The organism is Streptomyces sp. NPDC005803 (assembly GCF_040630435.1).
Lineage (GTDB): Bacteria > Actinomycetota > Actinomycetes > Streptomycetales > Streptomycetaceae > Streptomyces.
The window spans coordinates 323,582-341,337 of the sequence record NZ_JBEXXO010000005.1; the positions used below are offsets into that span (position 1 = coordinate 323,582).

Annotated in this window: 11 protein-coding genes; all 11 read left to right on the forward strand. The window is 73.7% G+C overall.

Annotation, left to right across the window (positions count from 1 at the left end; translation table 11 throughout):
* The first annotated feature begins 1 nt into the window (after position 1).
* The 11 genes from ABZ454_RS10315 (at position 2) to ABZ454_RS10365 (ending at position 17,755) form a co-directional block, all read left to right on the forward strand.
* On the forward strand, positions 2-1,267 hold the full coding sequence (locus tag ABZ454_RS10315; RefSeq protein WP_359537057.1) for a 6-phospho-beta-glucosidase: 1,266 nt from the start codon (positions 2-4) through the stop codon (positions 1,265-1,267).
* On the forward strand, positions 1,258-2,232 hold the full coding sequence (locus tag ABZ454_RS10320) for a BadF/BadG/BcrA/BcrD ATPase family protein (protein WP_359537059.1): 975 nt from the start codon (positions 1,258-1,260) through the stop codon (positions 2,230-2,232). The genes ABZ454_RS10315 and ABZ454_RS10320 overlap by 10 nt, the downstream gene beginning before the upstream one ends.
* Before the next feature lie 445 nt (positions 2,233-2,677).
* Complete coding sequence (locus ABZ454_RS10325) at positions 2,678-3,973, forward strand: hypothetical protein (RefSeq protein ID WP_359537143.1); 1,296 nt, start codon at positions 2,678-2,680, stop codon at positions 3,971-3,973.
* Between the two features lie 11 nt (positions 3,974-3,984).
* On the forward strand, positions 3,985-5,037 hold the full coding sequence (locus ABZ454_RS10330) for a glutamate ABC transporter substrate-binding protein (RefSeq protein WP_356322439.1): 1,053 nt from the start codon (positions 3,985-3,987) through the stop codon (positions 5,035-5,037).
* Positions 5,038-5,149: 112 nt separating this feature from the next.
* Positions 5,150-6,484, forward strand: coding sequence for a hypothetical protein (locus ABZ454_RS10335; RefSeq protein WP_359537061.1), 1,335 nt, complete (start codon positions 5,150-5,152; stop codon positions 6,482-6,484).
* A 94-nt stretch (positions 6,485-6,578) separates the two neighbouring features.
* The gene (locus ABZ454_RS10340; RefSeq protein ID WP_359537063.1) at positions 6,579-9,380 is read left to right on the forward strand and encodes a tetratricopeptide repeat protein; all 2,802 of its coding nucleotides are present in this window, start codon (positions 6,579-6,581) and stop codon (positions 9,378-9,380) included.
* Positions 9,377-10,687, forward strand: coding sequence for a PP2C family serine/threonine-protein phosphatase (locus ABZ454_RS10345; RefSeq protein ID WP_359537065.1), 1,311 nt, complete (start codon positions 9,377-9,379; stop codon positions 10,685-10,687). Before ABZ454_RS10340 ends, ABZ454_RS10345 begins: the two co-directional genes overlap by 4 nt.
* A gap of 86 nt (positions 10,688-10,773) precedes the next feature.
* Positions 10,774-12,126: a VWA domain-containing protein gene (locus ABZ454_RS10350; RefSeq protein WP_356322719.1), complete on the forward strand. Its 1,353-nt coding sequence runs from the start codon at positions 10,774-10,776 to the stop codon at positions 12,124-12,126.
* Positions 12,127-12,233: 107 nt separating this feature from the next.
* Entirely contained in the window at positions 12,234-13,646 is a 1,413-nt protein-coding gene (locus ABZ454_RS10355; RefSeq protein ID WP_359537068.1) for an FHA domain-containing protein, read from the forward strand.
* 215 nt (positions 13,647-13,861) lie between these two features.
* A complete protein-coding gene (locus tag ABZ454_RS10360) occupies positions 13,862-14,266 on the forward strand; it encodes a globin (protein ID WP_356322717.1) in 405 nt (134 codons plus the stop codon).
* Positions 14,267-14,434: 168 nt separating this feature from the next.
* Positions 14,435-17,755 carry an FtsX-like permease family protein gene (locus ABZ454_RS10365; protein WP_359537070.1) on the forward strand — a complete coding sequence of 1,107 codons (3,321 nt, stop codon included), beginning with the start codon at positions 14,435-14,437 and terminating at the stop codon, positions 17,753-17,755.
* Position 17,756: the final 1 nt, after the last annotated feature.

Here is a 17,756-nt window from a genome sequence, read left to right on the forward strand (position 1 = left end):
CATGAAGCTCGCAGTAGTGGGTGGCGGGTCCACCTACACACCTGAACTGATCGACGGTTTCGCACGGCTGCGGGACACCCTGCCGGTCGAGGAGCTCGTGCTCGTCGACCCGGCGGCCGACCGGCTCGAACGCGTCGGCGGCCTCGCCCGGCGGATCTTCGCCAAGCAGGGCCACCCGGGGAGGATCGTCACCACCTCGGACATCGACGCGGGCGTCGCCGGCGCCGACGCGGTCCTGCTCCAGCTGCGCGTGGGCGGCCAGGCCGCCCGCAACCAGGACGAGACCTGGCCGCTGGAGTGCGGCTGCGTGGGCCAGGAGACCACCGGGGCCGGCGGCCTCGCCAAGGCCCTGCGGACCGTCCCCGTCGTCCTGGACATCGCCGAGCGCGTCCGGCGCACCAACCCGGACGCCTGGATCATCGACTTCACCAACCCGGTCGGCATCGTCACCCGGGCGCTGCTCCAGGCCGGGCACAAGGCCGTCGGTCTGTGCAACGTGGCGATCGGCTTCCAGCGCAAGTTCGCAGCTCTGCTCGACGTGACCCCCGGTGAGGTGCACCTCGACCACGTCGGGCTGAACCACCTGAGCTGGGAGCTCGGGGTGCGCCTGGGCGGTCCCGAGGGCGAGAACGTGCTGCCGCGGCTCATCGCCGAGCACGGCGACGCGATCGCGGACGACCTGCACATGCCGCGGGCGGTCGTGGACCGGCTCGGCGTCGTCCCCTCGTACTACCTGCGCTACTTCTACGCGCACGACGAGGTGGTGCAGGAGCTCGGCACCAAGCCCTCGCGGGCGGCCGAGGTCGCCGCGATGGAGAAGGAGCTCCTCGCCCTGTACGGGGACCCGGCGCTGGACGAGAAGCCCGCGCTGCTCGCCAAGCGCGGCGGCGCCTTCTACTCGGAGGCGGCCGTGGACCTGGCGGCCTCGCTGCTGGGCGACGGCGGCTCCGCGGTGCAGGTGGTCAACACGTACAACAAGGGGACGCTGCCGTTCCTGCCGGACGACGCGGTGATCGAGGTGCAGGCCCGGGTCGGCAGGACCGGTGCGACGCCGCTCGCCGTGCCGGAGCTGGACCCGCTGTACGCCGGTCTGATCGCCCACGTGACGGCGTACGAGGACCTGGCGCTGGAGGCCGCGCTGCGCGGGGGCCGCGACCGGGTGTTCAAGGCGCTGCTCGCGCACCCCCTGATCGGCCAGTTCGAGTACGCCGAGGCGCTCACCGACAAGCTGATCGCGCACAACCGGGAGCACCTGGCGTGGGCGTGAACGGTGCGGTCCTCGCGATCGACGCGGGGAACAGCAAGACCGATGTGGCACTCATCGGTGAGGACGGCGCCGTGCTGTCCACGGCCCGGGGCGGCGGCTTCCAGCCGCCCGTGGTCGGTGTCCGGACGGCCGTGGACGTGCTCGGCGCGGCGGTGGAGCAGGCGCTGGCCTCGGCCGGTGCGGGCGCGGGGTCCGTCGCCCATGTGTCCGCCTGCCTCGCCAACGCCGATCTGCCGGTCGAGGAGGAGCAGTTGACCGAGGCCCTGCTCGCCCGCGGCTGGGGTCGCACGGTGGAGGTGCGCAACGACACCTTCGCGATCCTGCGGGCGGGGGCCGACGAGCCGCGCGGGGTGGCCGTCGTGTGCGGTGCGGGGATCAACTGCGTCGGCATGCTGCCGGACGGGCGGACCGCGCGGTTCCCCGCGATCGGCCGGATCTCCGGCGACTGGGGCGGCGGTTCAGGGCTGTCCGAGGAGGCGATGTGGTTCGCCTCGCGTGCCGAGGACGGCCGCGGTGAAGCGACCGAACTGGCCCGTGCGCTGCCCGCCCACTTCGGGCTGGACTCGATGTACGCGCTGATCGAGGCGCTCCACCTGGGCCGGATCGCGGCGGGGCGGCGGCACGAGCTGGCACCGGTGCTGTTCGCGACCGCGGCGGCCGGTGACGCGGTGGCGCGCGGGCTGGTGGACCGGCTGGCCGAAGAGGTCGTGGCGCTGTCCTCGGTCGCGCTCTCCCGCCTCGGCCTGCTCGGCGAGGAGGCTCCGGTGCTGCTGGGCGGGAGCGTGCTGGCCGCCCGTCACCCGCAGTTGGACGACCGGATCGCCGAACTCCTCACGGCGCGCGCCCCGAAGGCGGTGGTGCGGGTGGTGCGGGAGCCCCCGGTGCTGGGCGCCGGGCTGCTGGGCCTGGACCACACGGGTGCGGCGCCGGAGGTGCACGCCCGGCTGCGGGCGCGGTACGCCTGACGCACGGTCGCACCGGTGGATGTCAGGGGCGTCCCGTAGCCTTCGGGCTGTGGGACGCCCTTGTGCGTACGGGAACCGATCAGTTGCCCCGGACGTGTTCATGGGGGGGAGATCGATCCGTTTCGGGGATTGCGTCGTAGATCGTCTTGATCGACGGCGCGGGCCTTGATCGAATGCTGTGTGACTGCGGCTGACGACAGTCGGCCGCTCCGTGGACCGGTGCGGGATCCGGGCGTTCGCGATGTGGACGCCCGTCCCTGCGGCCATACTTCTGGCCGGGTACCAGTCCCCCCGATCGGCCGGGGGGCGGGCCACCGTCAGTGACCGAGGGGGAGGTCAAGTGACATACCCGCCGAATGTGCGCCCGGCGCCGCTCCGCGCGCCGGAGCAGCAGCCCGCGCCGGCGGCCGTACCCGCGCCGCCGCCGCACAGTGTCCGGGCGGTCGTGACGCAGCGGCTGCGCGCCGCGGCGACCACCGAGCCCGGCCGGCTCCAGATCATCGGGGCCGTGCTGGCGCTGCTCGTCGTGGCGTTCGGGGCGGTGACGGCGTTCGAGATCAGCGACCGCGCGGCGGCGGCGAACGACGTGGTGGAGCGCAGTCAGCCGCTCAGCGCGGACGCGGCGGGCATCTACCGCTCGCTGGCGGACGCGGACGCGGCGGCCGCGAGCGGCTTCCTGGCCGGTCCGCAGGAACCGCGCGCGGTCCACGACCGGTACGTGAAGGACATCGAGGACGCCTCCCGGCTGCTGGTGAAGGCCGCTGCCAACACGGACGCGTCCACGAAGTCCGGCCACGAGATCACCACGCTCAACGAGGAACTCCCCCGCTACACCGGTCTGATCGAGCGCGCCCGCGCCAACAACCGGCAGGGACTGCCGCTGGGCGGCGCCTATCTCCGGTACGCGAACCAGAAGATGACCAACGAGCTGCTGCCCGCCGCCGAACGGCTGTACACGGCGGAGACCGGCCGGCTCGACCGGGACTACCACTCCGCGCGCGCCTGGCCGTTCTTCTCCCTCGGCATCGGCATCGTCGCGCTGGCCGTACTGTTCTGGGCCCAGCGGCGCAACTACCGCAGGACCAACCGGGTGTTCAATCACGGCTTGCTGGCCGCGACGGCGGCGGCGACGGTGATACTGCTGTGGCTGGCGGTGGGACACACCGTGGCCAGGTCCGGCCTGGCCGAGGCCGACACCCACGGCCAGCAGTCCCTGGACGTGCTCAACCGGGCACGCATCGACTCGCTGAAGGCGCGCTCCAGTGAGAACCTCACGGTGGTCGCCCGTGGTGCGGTGCTCACCGCGGACGGCAAGAACGACAAGTACGAGACGGACTACGGCACGGGCATGAAGGCGCTGGGCGAAGAGCTGGACAAGGCCGCGAAGCTGGCCGAGGACACCCATGACGCCGAGGGAAGCAAGCCGGTCGGCGACGCCGTGAAGGCTGTCACGGAGTGGCAGAACCGTCACCGGACCGCCCGCAAGACCGACGACGGCGGCGACTACGACACCGCCCTGGATCAGATCATCGGGCCGCGGGACTCGACGGGTGAGTCCTTCAGCCAGGTGGACGAAGCGCTGCGCAAGGCACTCGCCCACGAGCAGAGCGACTTCACCCGGGCCGCCAAGGACGGGCGCGGGGCCCTGGGCGGGCTGCCGATCGGAGCCGCGGCCCTCGCCGTGCTGGGCGCGGTGGCCGCGATCGTCGGCGTCAACCGCAGGCTCTCGGAGTTCCGGTGACAGGGGGAGCGATGACAGCGAAGGACCCGAGGACGGGCCGTGGGGGCCGGGCGCACCGGCTGCGCGGCTGGGGCGGCGTGACCGCCATGGCCGCGGCCTGTGCGGTGACGGCATCGCTGACCCTGCTGCCGCTCTCCCACAGCGGCAGGACCGCCCTCGACTCGGGGACCGGGACGGCCCACGCCGTTCAGGCGCGTGCCGACGACTGCACGGACCCGGAGGCCAGCCTGCTTCCCGGCCGGCCGGAGGGCGACGCGATCAAGCGGATCAAGGACCGCGGCAAGCTGATCGCCGGCGTCGACCAGAACAGCTTCCAGTGGGGGTTCCGCAACCCGGCGACCGGGAATCTCGAAGGCTTCGACATCGACCTGGTGCGGGCCATCGCCAAGGACATCCTGGGCAGCGAGGACAAGGTCATCTTCCGGGCGATCCCCACCAACCAGCGCATCGCCGCACTGGAGAACGACAAGGTCGACGTCGTCGTCCGGACGATGACGATCAACTGCGCCCGGCTGGACCAGGTGTCGTTCTCCACGGCCTACTTCCAGGCCGGTCAGCAGGTCCTCGCGCCGAAGGAGGACGCGGACAAGGGGAAGGCGATCACCGGCTTCAACTCCTCGCTGGCCGGCAAGCGGGTCTGCACCGCCGAGGGTTCCACCGCCTACGAGGCGCTGGAGAAGGAGTCGTTCGGTTCCGTGTTCAAGGACGAGCACGACGGCAGCGCGGCCGACGAGGACAGGCTCACCGTCCCCAACCAGCTGGACTGCCTGGTGCGGCTCCAGATGGGCGAGGTCGACGCGGTCGTCACGGACAACGCCCTCGCGGCCGGCCAGGCCGCGCAGGACCCGGCCGTGGAGCTCAAGGGCGCCCCCTTCACCACCGAGTACTACGGCGTGGCCACGAAGAAGGGCGCCGACGATCTGGTGTCCCGGGTGAACAAGGTGCTGGTCGACTACCGCGCCGGTGGCGGCGGCAGCCGCTGGATGGACTCGTACCACGCCTGGCTGGAGGGCGGGCTCCCCGGGATATCGGGGCCACCGGCACCCAAGTACCGGGACAACTGAGGCAGTTCATGTGGATCAGGCCGGACCGGGGGCACGGGCACCCGGACGGCGGGTCGGCAGCACAGACCCTGCCGGGCGCCCCCGCCCGGCAGGAAGAGCGAAGAGGTGATCGATGGGCGTCGCGGGCCCCTTCCCCAGCTACGCGGCCCGGCCTCCCGGCCCGGTCATGGACCGGGACGAGGCCGACCGTGCGCTGGCCCGGCTCGGTGCGGAGCACGAGGCGATCGAGACCTCGCTCCTCGCCCTGCAGGACCACGCCGGGCGCCGGCTGCTGGAGGGCGCCGAGCTCACCGGTGTCACCAAGGAGCGCTGGAGCGCCACCGAGCAGTCGATCACCCTGTTGTGGACCTACTTCGAGGCGTACGCGGGCGCGCTCAACCAGGCGCGCGACGTCCGGGCCCGGCGCCGTCAGCCCAACCGCGAGGACCTGGTGGCGCTCACCGAGCTGCTGCGCGGTGAGGGGGTGACGGTGGCGCATGCCGCCGCCGCCCCCGACCCGTCGATCACCGGTCCGGCCCGGCTCTCCGAGCGCTTCACGCTGGAGGAGCTCGTCCAGCGGATGAACGAGCTGTACGCGCGCGCGCTCGACATGGTCGTCGCCTCCGACTCCGTGTGGTCGGCGATGCCCGCCCGGATAGACCTGCTCGCCGCCGAACTGCGCCGCACCCACTCGCTGGCGCACTCGGTCGGCGTACGGCCCGGGGAGCACCCTGCGGGCGACGACCTGGAGGCGATCATCCAGGAGCTGACCACGCTGCGGGTGCAGGTGATCTCCGACCCGCTGGCGTTCTGGCTGCCGGGGCCCGGAAGTTCGGCGCCGGGCGGCGGCCGCCCGGACACGACGCGCTACGACCGGGCGGCGCGGGCGCTGGACGAGGTGCGGCGGGAGGTCGAGGCGGTGCTCGCGGTCCGGCAGGACGCCGAGCAGCGCCTCGTCCAGCTGCGTGACGTCCTTTCCCGGGCCGACCGCACCCTGGCGGAGGCCAGGGCGGCGCGCGGTGAGGTGCTGGCGAAGATCGCCGCGTCCGAGGTGCCCGCCGTCAACGGCCCGCCGACGGTGCTCCAGGAGCGGCTGGCCGCCGCGTCGGAGTTTCGCAGGCATGCCCAGTGGCACCGGCTGTCACCGCTTCTGGATTCCCTGGAGCGCCAGGCAGAGGAGGAGTTGCTGCGGGCCCGGGAGCAGCTGACGGCGGTCACGGCGCCGCTGGCCGTCCGGGCGGAGCTGCGCGGCCGGCTCGACGCGTACAAGGCGAAGGTGGCCCGGCACGGGCTGGCGGAGGACCCGCTCCTCATCGAGCGGTACGACGCGGCGCGCCGGATGCTGTGGAGCGCGCCGTGCGATCTGCGGGTCGCCGCGCTGGCGGTGCAGCGCTACCAGGACGTGGCGCTGGACATGCTGGCGGGGCGCGGGCCGTCCGCCCCCGAGGACCGGTGGGGGCGCCCGTGAGACGTCCGGGGATCGTGGGGCACATGGTGTGCGGGACGGGTAGGGACAAGGCAGCGTGGCCGCCCCGGCGGCGGGGCGAACAGGGGGAACGACCATGAGTACGCAGTGCCAGCGCCCCGCGTGCGAGGGCAGTTACGAGGACATGGGCGGCGGTGAGCTGTACTGCGACACCTGCGGTCTGGCGCCGGTCGTGTCGCCGAACGGCATGGTGAGCTCGTCGCCCACCGGGATCGCGGGTGGCGGACGCGGCAGCGGCAGGAGGAGCGACAGCGCCTCGGCCCGCAGCAGTTCGCAGGGCTCGTCGAGGGCCTCCGCGCGGGCTTCCTCCCGCTCGTCGACCTCGCGGCGCTCGGTGTCGGGGCGGCTCTCGCGCGCGCTGTCCGGGAGGTCCACGTCGCGTTCGGTCTCGGTGCGTTCCTCGGCCAGGTCGACGGGTTCCTCGGGCCGCAACCGGCTGGGGGCCGGGCTGGTGCTCGTACCGGACGTGCCGCGCCCCGATCCGCGCACCGCGGTGATGGAGAACCCGGAGGTGCCCGAGCGCAAGCGGTTCTGCTCGCGTTCGGACTGCGGGGCGCCGGTGGGGCGGGCCCGGGGCGACCGGCCGGGGCGTACGGAGGGGTTCTGCACCAAGTGCGGGCACCCGTACTCCTTCGTGCCCAAGCTCCAGGGGGGTGACGTCGTCCACGGCCAGTACGAGGTCGCCGGCTGCCTGGCGCACGGCGGGCTCGGCTGGGTCTACCTCGCGGTGGACCGCGCGGTCTCCGACCGGTGGGTGGTGCTCAAGGGCCTGCTCGACACCGGGGACCAGGACGCCATGGCGGCGGCCATCTCCGAGCGCCGGTTCCTCGCCGAGATCGAGCACTCCAACATCGTCCGGATCTACAACTTCGTCGAGCACCTCGACCAGCGGACCGGTTCGCTCGACGGCTACATCGTCATGGAGTACGTCGGCGGCAAGGCGCTCAAGGAGATCGCCAACGAACGCCGCACCCCGTCCGGGAAGCGGGATCCGCTGCCCGTCGAGCAGGCGTGCGCGTTCGGCATCGAGGCGCTGGAGGCGCTGGGCCACCTGCACAGCCGCAACCTGCTGTACTGCGACTTCAAGGTCGACAACGCGATCCAGACCGAGGACCAGCTGAAGCTGATCGACATGGGCGCGGTGCGCAGGATGGACGACGAGGAGTCGGCCATCTACGGCACGGTGGGGTACCAGGCGCCGGAGGTCGCCGAAACCGGCCCTTCGGTGGCGTCCGACCTGTACACGGTCGCGCGGACGCTCGCGGTGCTCACCTTCGACTTCCAGGGGTACACGAACGTCTTCGTGGACTCGCTGCCGGACCCGGACAACATCGAGGTGTTCCGGACCTACGAGTCGTTCTACCGGTTGCTGGTGCGGGCGACCGACCCCGATCCGGCCCGGCGGTTCGCCTCCGCCGCGGAGATGGCGGAGCAGCTGACGGGCGTGCTGCGCGAGGTGGTGTCGCTGCAGACCGGGCGCCCGCGCCCGGCGCTGTCGACCTTGTTCGGTGCGGAACTGCGGGTCACCGACACGGAGCTCTTCGCCCTCCGGACCGGTGACGTCTCGCGCCTGGGGGCCAGATCTCCGGAGTCCCACCGGCCGGGGCTGTTCGGAAGACGGGGCGTGAAGGGGACGGCGGCGCAGCCCCTGTCCCCGCCGCCCGCGTCCCCGCCGGCCGCGGTGGCGCCTCCCGGGGGCGTCCCGGGCGCCCTGCCCGCCGGGCCGCCTCCCGGCTTCGCCGCGGGGGCCGGCCCCCTGCCCTCCACCACCACGCACGTCCGCGGTGGCGCCCCCGGCGGCGAGGGGAACGGCGCCCCGCTCGCGTACGCACAGCCCCAGGCGGCCATCCCGGCCCCCCGGATGCCGGACGCGAGCCCGGGCGCCGTGCCGGGCCCGTACAGCGCGAACGTCCCCCGCCTCGCCGGGCTCGATGTGCGCGCGACCTCCCTCGCGCTGCCCGTGCCCCGGGTCGACGCGAACGACCCCAACGCCGGTTTCCTCGCCGGGGTGATGGCGTCGGCGCCCGCCGAACTGATCGCCGCGCTGCAGGCCGTGCCGGCCGCCTCCCTGGAGACGCGGCTGCGCGAACTGCGGGCCACGTTGGAGATGAACGACCTCGCCGGCGCGACGCGGACCCTGACCGCGCTGGAGGCGAAGTACCCGGACGACTGGCGAGTGGTCTGGTACCGCGGGCTCACCTCGCTCGTGTCCGGCGACAAGGAGACCGCGGCGCTGTCCTTCGACGCGGTCTACGACGCGTTTCCCGGGGAGCCGGCGCCGAAGCTGGCCCTCGGCATCTGCGCGGAGGTCCTGGGCCAGCTGGACAACGCCGCCGAGTACTACCGGCTGGTGTGGATGACCGACCCGAGCTTCGTGAGCGCGGCGTTCGGCCTGGCCCGGGTGCAGATCGCGGCCGGGGACCGGGGCGCGGCCGTCAGGACCCTGGAGTCGGTCCCGGAGGCGTCGATCCACTTCACGGCGGCCCGGGTCGCCGCGGTGCGGGCCCGGCTGCGGGAACGGTCCCCCGACGAGCCGCTGAGCACCGACCTGGTGGCGGCCTCGGCGCAGGTCTCGGAGCTGGCCGGGCTCGGTCTGGACCCGGTGCGCCGCGAGCAGTTGTCGACCGAGGTGCTGGGGACGGCGCTCGACTGGGTACTCTCCGGTAGTCCCACGGCTCGGCCCCCGGACCCTCAGTCGGTCCCGTACGCCGGGACCGAGGGGCCGAAGACGCTGCTCGGCAGTGACGTGGACGAGCGCGGCCTGCGTTTCGGGCTGGAGCGGTCGTACCGAATGCTCGCCCGGCTTGCGGAGCCCGGTGACGAGAGGATCGAACTGGTGGAGCGGGCCAACCGTTTCCGCCCCCGAACGTGGGTGTGAACATGTCGCAGAACCACCAGGAGACGGCCTTGTCGAGGTGTCCCGGCTGCGAGGAGCCGCTGGAGCCGGGGGATCTGTTCTGCGGTGCGTGCGGGTACGACCTGTCGGCCGTGCCCGAGCCGCCGCAGGACCGCCCGACGATCGCCATCACCACCCCGGCCGGCGAACCCGCCCCGGGTCCCGGCCACGGCCCCGTCCAGGGGGCGGCGCAGGCCGCCCCCGGGCAGGCGCCCGGCTCAGCCCCGGGTGCGGAGCGTTCGGCGCCGCCCGGCACCCCGGCCGGCGCGTCGGGCGACTTCGAGCTGGCCGCGCCGGAGGGGGCGGCGCCCGATCCCCGTACGTCCCCCGAGCCGGCACCGGCCCCGCCCGCCGGCACGAAGGTGTGCGTGGCCTGCCGGGCCGGTCACGTCGACACGGACGGCTACTGCGAGAACTGCGGCCACGCCCAGCCCCGCGAGCGCGACCACATGGAGCAGGAGCTCGGTTCGGTGGCCGCCGTCAGCGACCGCGGACTGCGTCATCACCGCAACGAGGACGCGTTCGCCGTGTCGAGCACCGCGTTGCCGGACGGCTCCCCGGCCGTCGTCGCGATCGTCTGCGACGGGGTGTCGTCGGCCAGCCGGCCGGACGAGGCCTCGGCCGCCGCCGCGCACGCCGCCAACGAGGCGCTCCTGGAGTCACTGCCGCGCGGCACGCATCCGCAGCAGGCGATGCACGAGGCGATCGTCGCCGCCGCCGCATCCGTCAACCTGCTGGCGCAGGACGCCGGTCAGGCCCAGGAGACCGATCCGCACCGCCACCAGAACGCCCCGGCCTGCACCCTGGTCGGCGCGATCATGGCGAGCGGTCTGCTGGTCGTCGGCTGGGTCGGCGACAGCCGCGTGTACTGGGTGCCGGAGGACCGCGCCACACCGCCGGCCCGCCTCACCGAGGACGACTCCTGGGCCGCGCAGATGGTCGCGGCCGGCCTGATGAACGAGGCGGAGGCGTACGCCGACGAGCGCGCCCACGCCATCACGGGCTGGCTCGGCGCGGACGCCTACGAACTGGAGCCGCACACCGCGTCGTTCAAACCGGACCGGCCGGGACTCGTGGTGGTCTGCACCGACGGTCTGTGGAACTACGCGGAGTCCGCCGCCGACATGGCCGCCGCGGTCCCCGAGGACGCGTACGAACGGCCGCTGCACGGCGCCCAGGTGCTGGTGGGTCACGCACTCGACGGCGGGGGCCACGACAACGTAACAGTGGCCCTCGTGCCGTTCGCCGTGCCGCAGCAAGGGGCAGGATCCGCCTACACCAGCGGGTGAGTCCCGTCCGTCCGCCGCCGCACCCCGATGTCTTTGCCCGCACCTCTGTCTTGATCTGACACGTGGAGCCTCAAGGAGCCGATCAGATGGCCAACTTCTCCAAGTCGAACGTGCCGCAGTTCTCCGTCGAGGTGTATCAGAACGAATATCTGCCGGAGGGCGGCCGTGAGGTCAACGGCATCATCACCGTCACCTCGACCGGGGGCGGCACCACCGGCGGCGTCCCGCTGACGGGCGCGGCGCCCTCCCACCTGACGGGCGGGGCGGCCGACGCGGCCGTGGTGATCATGGTGGACTGCTCGGGTTCGATGGACTACCCGCCGAAGAAGATGCGCAACGCCCGCGACGCGACGGCGGCGGCCATCGACACCCTGCGCGACGGCACCTCCTTCGCCGTGGTGGGCGGCACGCACGTGGCCAGGGAGGTCTACCCGGGCAACGGGCGGCTCGCCGTCGCCGACGCGCAGACCAAGGGTCAGGCGAAGGAGGCCCTGCGCCGGCTCAGCGCGGGCGGCGGTACGGCGATCGGCACCTGGCTGCGGCTGGCCGACCGGCTGCTCGGCGCCGCCGACGTGGAGATCCGGCACGGGATCCTGCTGACGGACGGGCGCAACGAGCACGAGGCGCCGGAGGACCTGCGGGCCGCGCTGGACGCGTGCGCGGGCCGGTTCACGTGTGACGCGCGCGGCGTCGGCACCGACTGGGAAGTGAAAGAGGTCACAGCGATCGCCTCCGCGCTGCTCGGCACGGCCGACATCGTCGCGGACCCGGCGGGGCTGGCCGCGGACTTCACGCAGATGATGGAGAACGCGATGGGCAAGGAGGTCGCGGACGTCGCGCTGCGCCTCTGGACCCCGGTCGGTGTGGAGATCAAGTTCGTGAAGCAGGTCGCGCCGACGGTGGCCGAGCTGACCGACCGCCGCACCGAGGCGGGGCCGCGCGCGGGGGACTACCCCACCGGTTCCTGGGGGGACGAGTCCCGCGACTACCACGTGTGCGTGCAGGTGCCGGAGGCCGGCATCGGGCAGGAGATGCTGGCGGCCCGCGTCTCGCTGATCCTTCCCGACCCCGCGGGCGGGGTGCCGCAGACCCTCTCGCAGGGGCTGGTCCGGGCGGTGTGGACGGACGACATGGTGGCGTCGACGTCGATCAATCCGCAGGTGGCGCACTACACGGGACAGGCCGAACTGGCACAAGTCATCCAGCAGGGGCTCGATGCGCGCAAGTCGGGAGACTTCGACGGCGCGACGGCCAAACTCGGCCGTGCGGTGCAGCTGGCATCGGCGTCCGGGAACGAGGACACTGCGAAACTGCTTTCGAAGGTGGTAGACGTCGTCGATGCGGCGACCGGTACTGTGCGACTGAAGGCGAAGGTCGCGGAAGCGGACGAGATGACACTCGAAACGCGCTCCACGAAGACAGTTCGCGTCAAGAAATAATCAGATATTCGCACTGATAAGCCGCCCGACCGGCCCGTTCCGCCGGGCGGCGACGCAAGAAAAATGACGGCCCCCGGGGCCGGACGAGGAGAGGGGGAAGCGCCGACATGCCGACCTGCCCGAACGGACACCAGTCGGGTTCCGAGGACTGGTGCGAGGTCTGCGGCCACCGCATGGCCGGGGCCGGCGCCCCTGCGGGTGCCGTTCCGCCGCCGCCTCCCCCGCCCCCCGCACCCGGCTACGGATACCCGCAGGGCCCCGGCCCCGAGGCGACCCAGCAGGCCGAGCTCTGCCCCCAGTGCCGCACCCCGCGGGAGGCCATGGCGCCGTTCTGCGAGGAGTGCCGCTGGAACTTCCTCACGAACACCGCCACGTCGTACACGCCGCTGGCTCCGCAGCACGGCGCTCCGGCCGGTCCGGTCCCCGGGCTCAATCTGCCGCCGGGCTTCCAGGCCCAGCAGCCGCCCGGCCCTCCGCAGCCGCGCGAGCCCCGCGATCCGTTCGAGTACCAGAGCTCGCGCCCCTCGCAGATGAACCGGTCGGCCGAGCCGCTCTCCCCGGGCCCGGGCCAGCCCGGCTCGCAGGGACCGGGGCCGCAGGGACCGGGTCCGCAGCCCCCGCACCCGTTCCAGCAGCAGGGTCAGCAGGGGCCGCCGCCTCCGCCGTTCCAGCAGCAGGGACCGCAGGGCGGCCCGCAGGGTTTCCCGCAGGGCCGGCAGCACGCCCAGCAGCAGAACTCTCCGCAGGGCTCGCCGCCGCCCCCGTTCCAGCAGAACGCGCCGCAGGGCTCACCTCCGCCGCCTCCGTTCCAGCAGCAGAACGCGCCGCAGGGTCCGCCGCCGCCGTTCCAGCAGCAGCAGGGCGCGCCGTCGGCGTTCCAGCAGACGGCTCCCCCGGTCTTCGAGCAGCCCGGGCCGCCCGCCCCGCCGCAGCCGCAGGCGCCGCAGTCCGGCGGCGACGACTGGCTGCTGTCGCCGCCCTCGCAGGCCCAGGGCCCGCAGACGCCGACGCAGCAGCCGTACCCGGGCCAGAACCAGGACCCGGGCCGGCACCCGGGCCCCGGGCAGGGGCAGCAGCAGGGCCCCGGGCAGGACCAGGGGCAGGCTCCGCAGTCCATGAACTGGACCGCGGTCATCGCGCCCGACCGTGAGTACTTCCTGGCGATGATGCAGCGCAGCGGCCCCGAGGCCACCGGGCTCAACCTCCCGGCCTACTCCCCGGAACAGCAGCTGCCGCTGATCGGCACCCAGGTCACCATCGGCCGCCGCCGCCACAGCACGGGCGAGTCCCCCGACATCGACCTGTCCGTGCCCCCGGAGGATCCGGGCGTCTCGCACCAGCACGCGGTGCTGGTGCAGCAGCCGGACAGCAGCTGGGCCGTGGTCGACCAGAACTCGACGAACGGCACGACGCTCAACGGCGCCGAGGACCCGATCCAGCCCTACGTCCCCGTACCGCTCCAGGACGGCGACCAGGTGCACGTCGGAGCGTGGACGACGATCACGATCCGCCGGGACTGACGGCTCGCACGCACCACGCGGCCGGCGAAGGGGTTCCCACCCCGTCGCCGGCCGCCGTGCTGTGTCCCCCGCACTCCTTTCTCTCCTCGTCACCTCTCGTCGCCTCCCGTCGCCTCCTTCGCCGCCTTCGCCTCCGTCGCCGGCTCCGGCGGGGCGGTGGGGTCCGTGCTCCCGGGCCCCCTGTCTCCGCCCGGCGCGTCTGCGACCATGGACGGGTGACTGAGAATCCGCACGACACGCTGCAGGAGCTGACCTTCTACGAGCTGGTCGGCGGCGAGGAGACCTTCCGGCGCCTGGTCCACCGCTTCTACCAGGGCGTGGCCGGGGACCCGCTGCTGCGACCGATGTACCCGGAGGAGGACCTGGGTCCGGCCGAGGAGCGGTTCACGCTGTTCCTGATGCAGTACTGGGGCGGCCCCCGCACCTACAGCGAGGAGCGGGGACACCCCCGGCTGCGGATGCGGCACGCGCCGTTCCGGGTGGACCGCGCCGCGCACGACGCCTGGCTGAGCCATATGCGCGAGGCGCTGGACGAACTCGGGCTGGCCCCGGAGCACGAGCGCCAGCTGTGGGACTACCTCACGTACGCGGCCGCCTCCATGGTGAACACCGAGGGCTGAGTCCCGATCGGAAGCGTGCGGAATCCGGTACTCCACCGTCGGATATCGATCACGATCCCATCAAGGTCTGCCCGTAAGCGGTTTCCAGCAGGAGCCGCTGTCTGAAAGCATCCGATACGACGCGCCGGGGGGCGGTGAGTGCGCTGTGAGCGGTGACTAGGGGGCCAGGTGACGGGGTTCGTCTTTCTGCGGGTGAGGGCCCACCGGCTCCTGCTCGCCGCGGCCGTCCTGGCCGTCCTCCTCACCACGTCGGTGCTCGCCGCGCTCACCGCCTTCTCCGGCTCCATCGGCGACGCCGCACTGCGCCACACCCTCAGCCACCGGTCGGCCGCTCCCGCCGCTCTCGTCATATCCGCGCAGGTGGAGCGCGACCGGCGGGAAGCCGCCGACGCCTCCGCGCGCCGCGCCGCCCATGACACGTTCGACGGGCTCCCGGTGACCGTGAGGAAACTGGAGTCCTCCGGTCCGTACGCGCTGCCGCGCAGTCTGCAGGACCCCGCCGCCCGCCGCGGCGATCCCGACCTCACCCACTTCGCCTCCCTCGACCGCACCCGGGTCCGGCTCACCGCGGGCCGCATGCCGGCCGCCGGCGCGGGAGAGGCCGGGGCCCCCGTCCAGGTCGCCCTCCCCGCCCCCGCCGCCGACACCCTGGGGCTGAGGCCCGGCGCCCGGCTGAAGATCACCGACCGGCTCGGCGGCGAGCCGGTGCAGATCCTGGTCACCGGTCTCTACCGGGCCGCGGACCAGTCCGATCCGTACTGGCAACTGGACGCGCTCGGCGGCCGCGGCGTCCGCAAGGTCGTCTTCACGACGTACGGACCGCTGCTCACCGACCCGGCCGTGCTCGGCTCCGGCCGGGTCAGTTCCGGCGAGATGTCCTGGCTGGCCTCCGCCGACTTCCGGACCCTCACCACCGACCGGATGGCCGCGCTGCACCACTCGGCGACGACCGGCCCGAAGGCCCTGCTCGCCGCGCCCGAGTTCAAGGACGGGGCCAGCGCGCAGACCTCGCTGCCCACCGTTCTCGACCAGATCGACCGGGCGCTGCTGGTCTCCCGCTCGACGCTGACGATCGTGGCGGTCCAGCTGGTCCTGCTGGCCGGGTACGCCCTGCTGCTGGTGGCGCGGCTGCTCAGCAGCGAGCGCGGCGGTGAGACCGAACTGCTGCGGGCCCGCGGGGGTTCGCGCGCCCGGATCACCTCGCTCGCGGCGATCGAGGCGCTGCTGCTGGCGCTGCCGGCCGCCGCCGTCGCCCCCCTGCTCGCCGGGCCGCTGACCCGGCTCCTGGCGGACCGCAGCGATCTCTCCCGGATCGGCCTGCGGCTGGACACCGGCGTCACCGGCCAGGTGTGGCTGATCGCGGCCGTCACGGCGCTGGCCTGCGCGCTCGCGGTCGTGGCTCCGGCCCTGGCCGCCAGTGCCGGGGGCCGGCGCTCCGCCCGTACCGCCGCGCTGCCCGCGCCGGTGCGGGCGGGCGCGGACATCGCTCTGCTGGTGGTCGCGGCGGTCGCGTACTGGCAGCTGGACCGGCAGACCAACGGCTCGGGCGGTGGCGCTCTCAGCGGCGACCGCGAGGGTGAACTCGGCATCGACCCGCTGCTGGTGGCCGCACCCGCACTGGCGCTGCTGGCCGGCACGGTGCTGACGCTGCGTCTGCTGCCGCCCGCGGCGAAGCTCGCGGAGCGCCGCGCGGCGGGCGGCCGGGGGCTCGCGACGGCACTGGCGGGCTGGCAGTTCAGCCGCCGCCCCCTGCGCGGAGCGGGGCCGGTGCTGCTGCTGGTGCTCGCGGTGGCGATGGGAATGCTGGCGATCGGGCAGAGCGCGTCCTGGAACCGTTCGCAGAGCGACCAGGCGGACTTCAGGTCCGGTGCGTCGGTGCGGGTGACCGGCGGTGTCAGCGCGGACCCGGCGAAGTCGGGTGCGTACGCGAAGCTGCCGGGCATCCGGGACGCGGCGCCCGCCTTCCGCGCGTCGGTGGACCTCTCCGACGAACGCACCGCCGACGTCCTCGCCCTGGACACCGCGCACGCGGACGAGCGGATGCTGATGCGCGACGACCTCGGCGACGGGTCCGTGGACCGGCTGTTCGACACGCTCACCCCGGCGAAGGCGGCCCGCACCGGGCTGCTGCTGCCGGAGAACAGCACCCAGCTCCGCTTCGACGTACGGATCTCCGCCGTGACCGCGCCCGGCACGGTCTCGCCCTCCGGCATGGGACCGCTGGTCACCGTGGGTCTGGAGGACCGCTACGGCCTTCCGTACCAGGTGGTCGTGGGCTCCGTGCCCGTCGACGGCAAGGCGCATCCGGTCTCGGTCGACGTGGCCGCCGCCGGCGAACTGGCCGTCACCGGGATCGAGCTGGACGACAAGCAGCCCGTCGGCCCCGGGGAGTCCCACCGGCTCGCCGTGAGCGCGCTGCGGACCGTCGGGCCGGGCGGCGCCGAGCAGCCGGTCCCGGTCCCCGACGGCTTCCGCTGGCAGGCCGCGGTGACCGCCGACGCGTTCGGTGAGGTGCGGCCCGGCGCGCCCGTCCGCCCGACCGCCTCGGCCACGACCCCGCTGGGCCTCGACTACTCCACGGGCTCCGTCACTCCCGAGGACGCGGTGTACGCGGTCCCGGCCCTCAACGTACGGATCACCGCGGCCCGCGCCAAGGCGCCGGCCCTGCACGCAGTCGCCACCGACGCCTACCTGAAGGCGACCGGGGCGAAGCAGGGGCAGAACGTCGACGTCACGCTGGCCGGTGAGACGGTCCGGGTCACGATCACGCGGACGGTGCACCGGCTGCCGACCACCGGGCCCGGCTCGGGTTCCTCCGCCTCCACCGGGGAATCGCAGCGGGCACGGGACGGCGGGGCGCTGCTCCTCGACCTCCGGTCCCTGGGGCAGGTCTTCGCCGAACGCCCGAACGCCCGGCTCGCCGCCACGGAGTGGTGGCTGAGCACCGAACCGGGCCGGGCCGCGGAGGTCGCGGCCGCGCTGCGCGAGCAGCCCGGAACCGACCCCGTGCAGGTGCGGGTGCGCGACGAGGTCGCCGAGGACCTGATCAGCGATCCGCTGGGGGCGGGCCCGCAGTCCGCGCTGCTCGCGGTGGCGGTCATCGCCGCCGCGCTGGCCGCGGTCGGTTTCGCGGTGGCCGCGGTCGGCTCGCAGCGGGAGCGGTCCGCCGAGTTCGCCGTGCTGCGGGCCCTGGGCACACCCCGCCGCCAGCTGGCCCGGATGACGGCCGCCGAGCAGGGCGTACTGATCACGATCGCGCTGTTGGTCGGGGGCCTGCTCGGAGCCCTGCTCACCAGGGCGGTGGTGCCGCTGATCGTCCTGACCGGGCAGGCGGCCCAGCCGGTGCCCCCGGTGCTGGTGCGGCTGCCGGCCGGGCAGGTGGCCGCGCTGCTGGCCGGAGTGGCGGCGCTGCCGCTGCTCATCGTCGCGGCCCTCGCGCTGCGCCGCGCCGACCCGGCGATATCGCTGCGCACCCAGGGGGACAACTGAC

Bases quoted from the DNA above. Each gene is read 5' to 3' on its own strand.
- ABZ454_RS10315 (WP_359537057.1), top strand. From the start codon at position 2: ATGAAGCTCGCAGTAGTGGGTGGCGGGTCCACCTACACACCTGAACTG.
- ABZ454_RS10330 (WP_356322439.1), top strand. From the start codon at position 3,985: ATGACAGCGAAGGACCCGAGGACGGGCCGTGGGGGCCGGGCGCACCGG.
- ABZ454_RS10335 (WP_359537061.1), top strand. From the start codon at position 5,150: ATGGGCGTCGCGGGCCCCTTCCCCAGCTACGCGGCCCGGCCTCCCGGC.
- ABZ454_RS10340 (WP_359537063.1), top strand. From the start codon at position 6,579: ATGAGTACGCAGTGCCAGCGCCCCGCGTGCGAGGGCAGTTACGAGGAC.
- ABZ454_RS10350 (WP_356322719.1), top strand. From the start codon at position 10,774: ATGGCCAACTTCTCCAAGTCGAACGTGCCGCAGTTCTCCGTCGAGGTG.
- ABZ454_RS10355 (WP_359537068.1), top strand. From the start codon at position 12,234: ATGCCGACCTGCCCGAACGGACACCAGTCGGGTTCCGAGGACTGGTGC.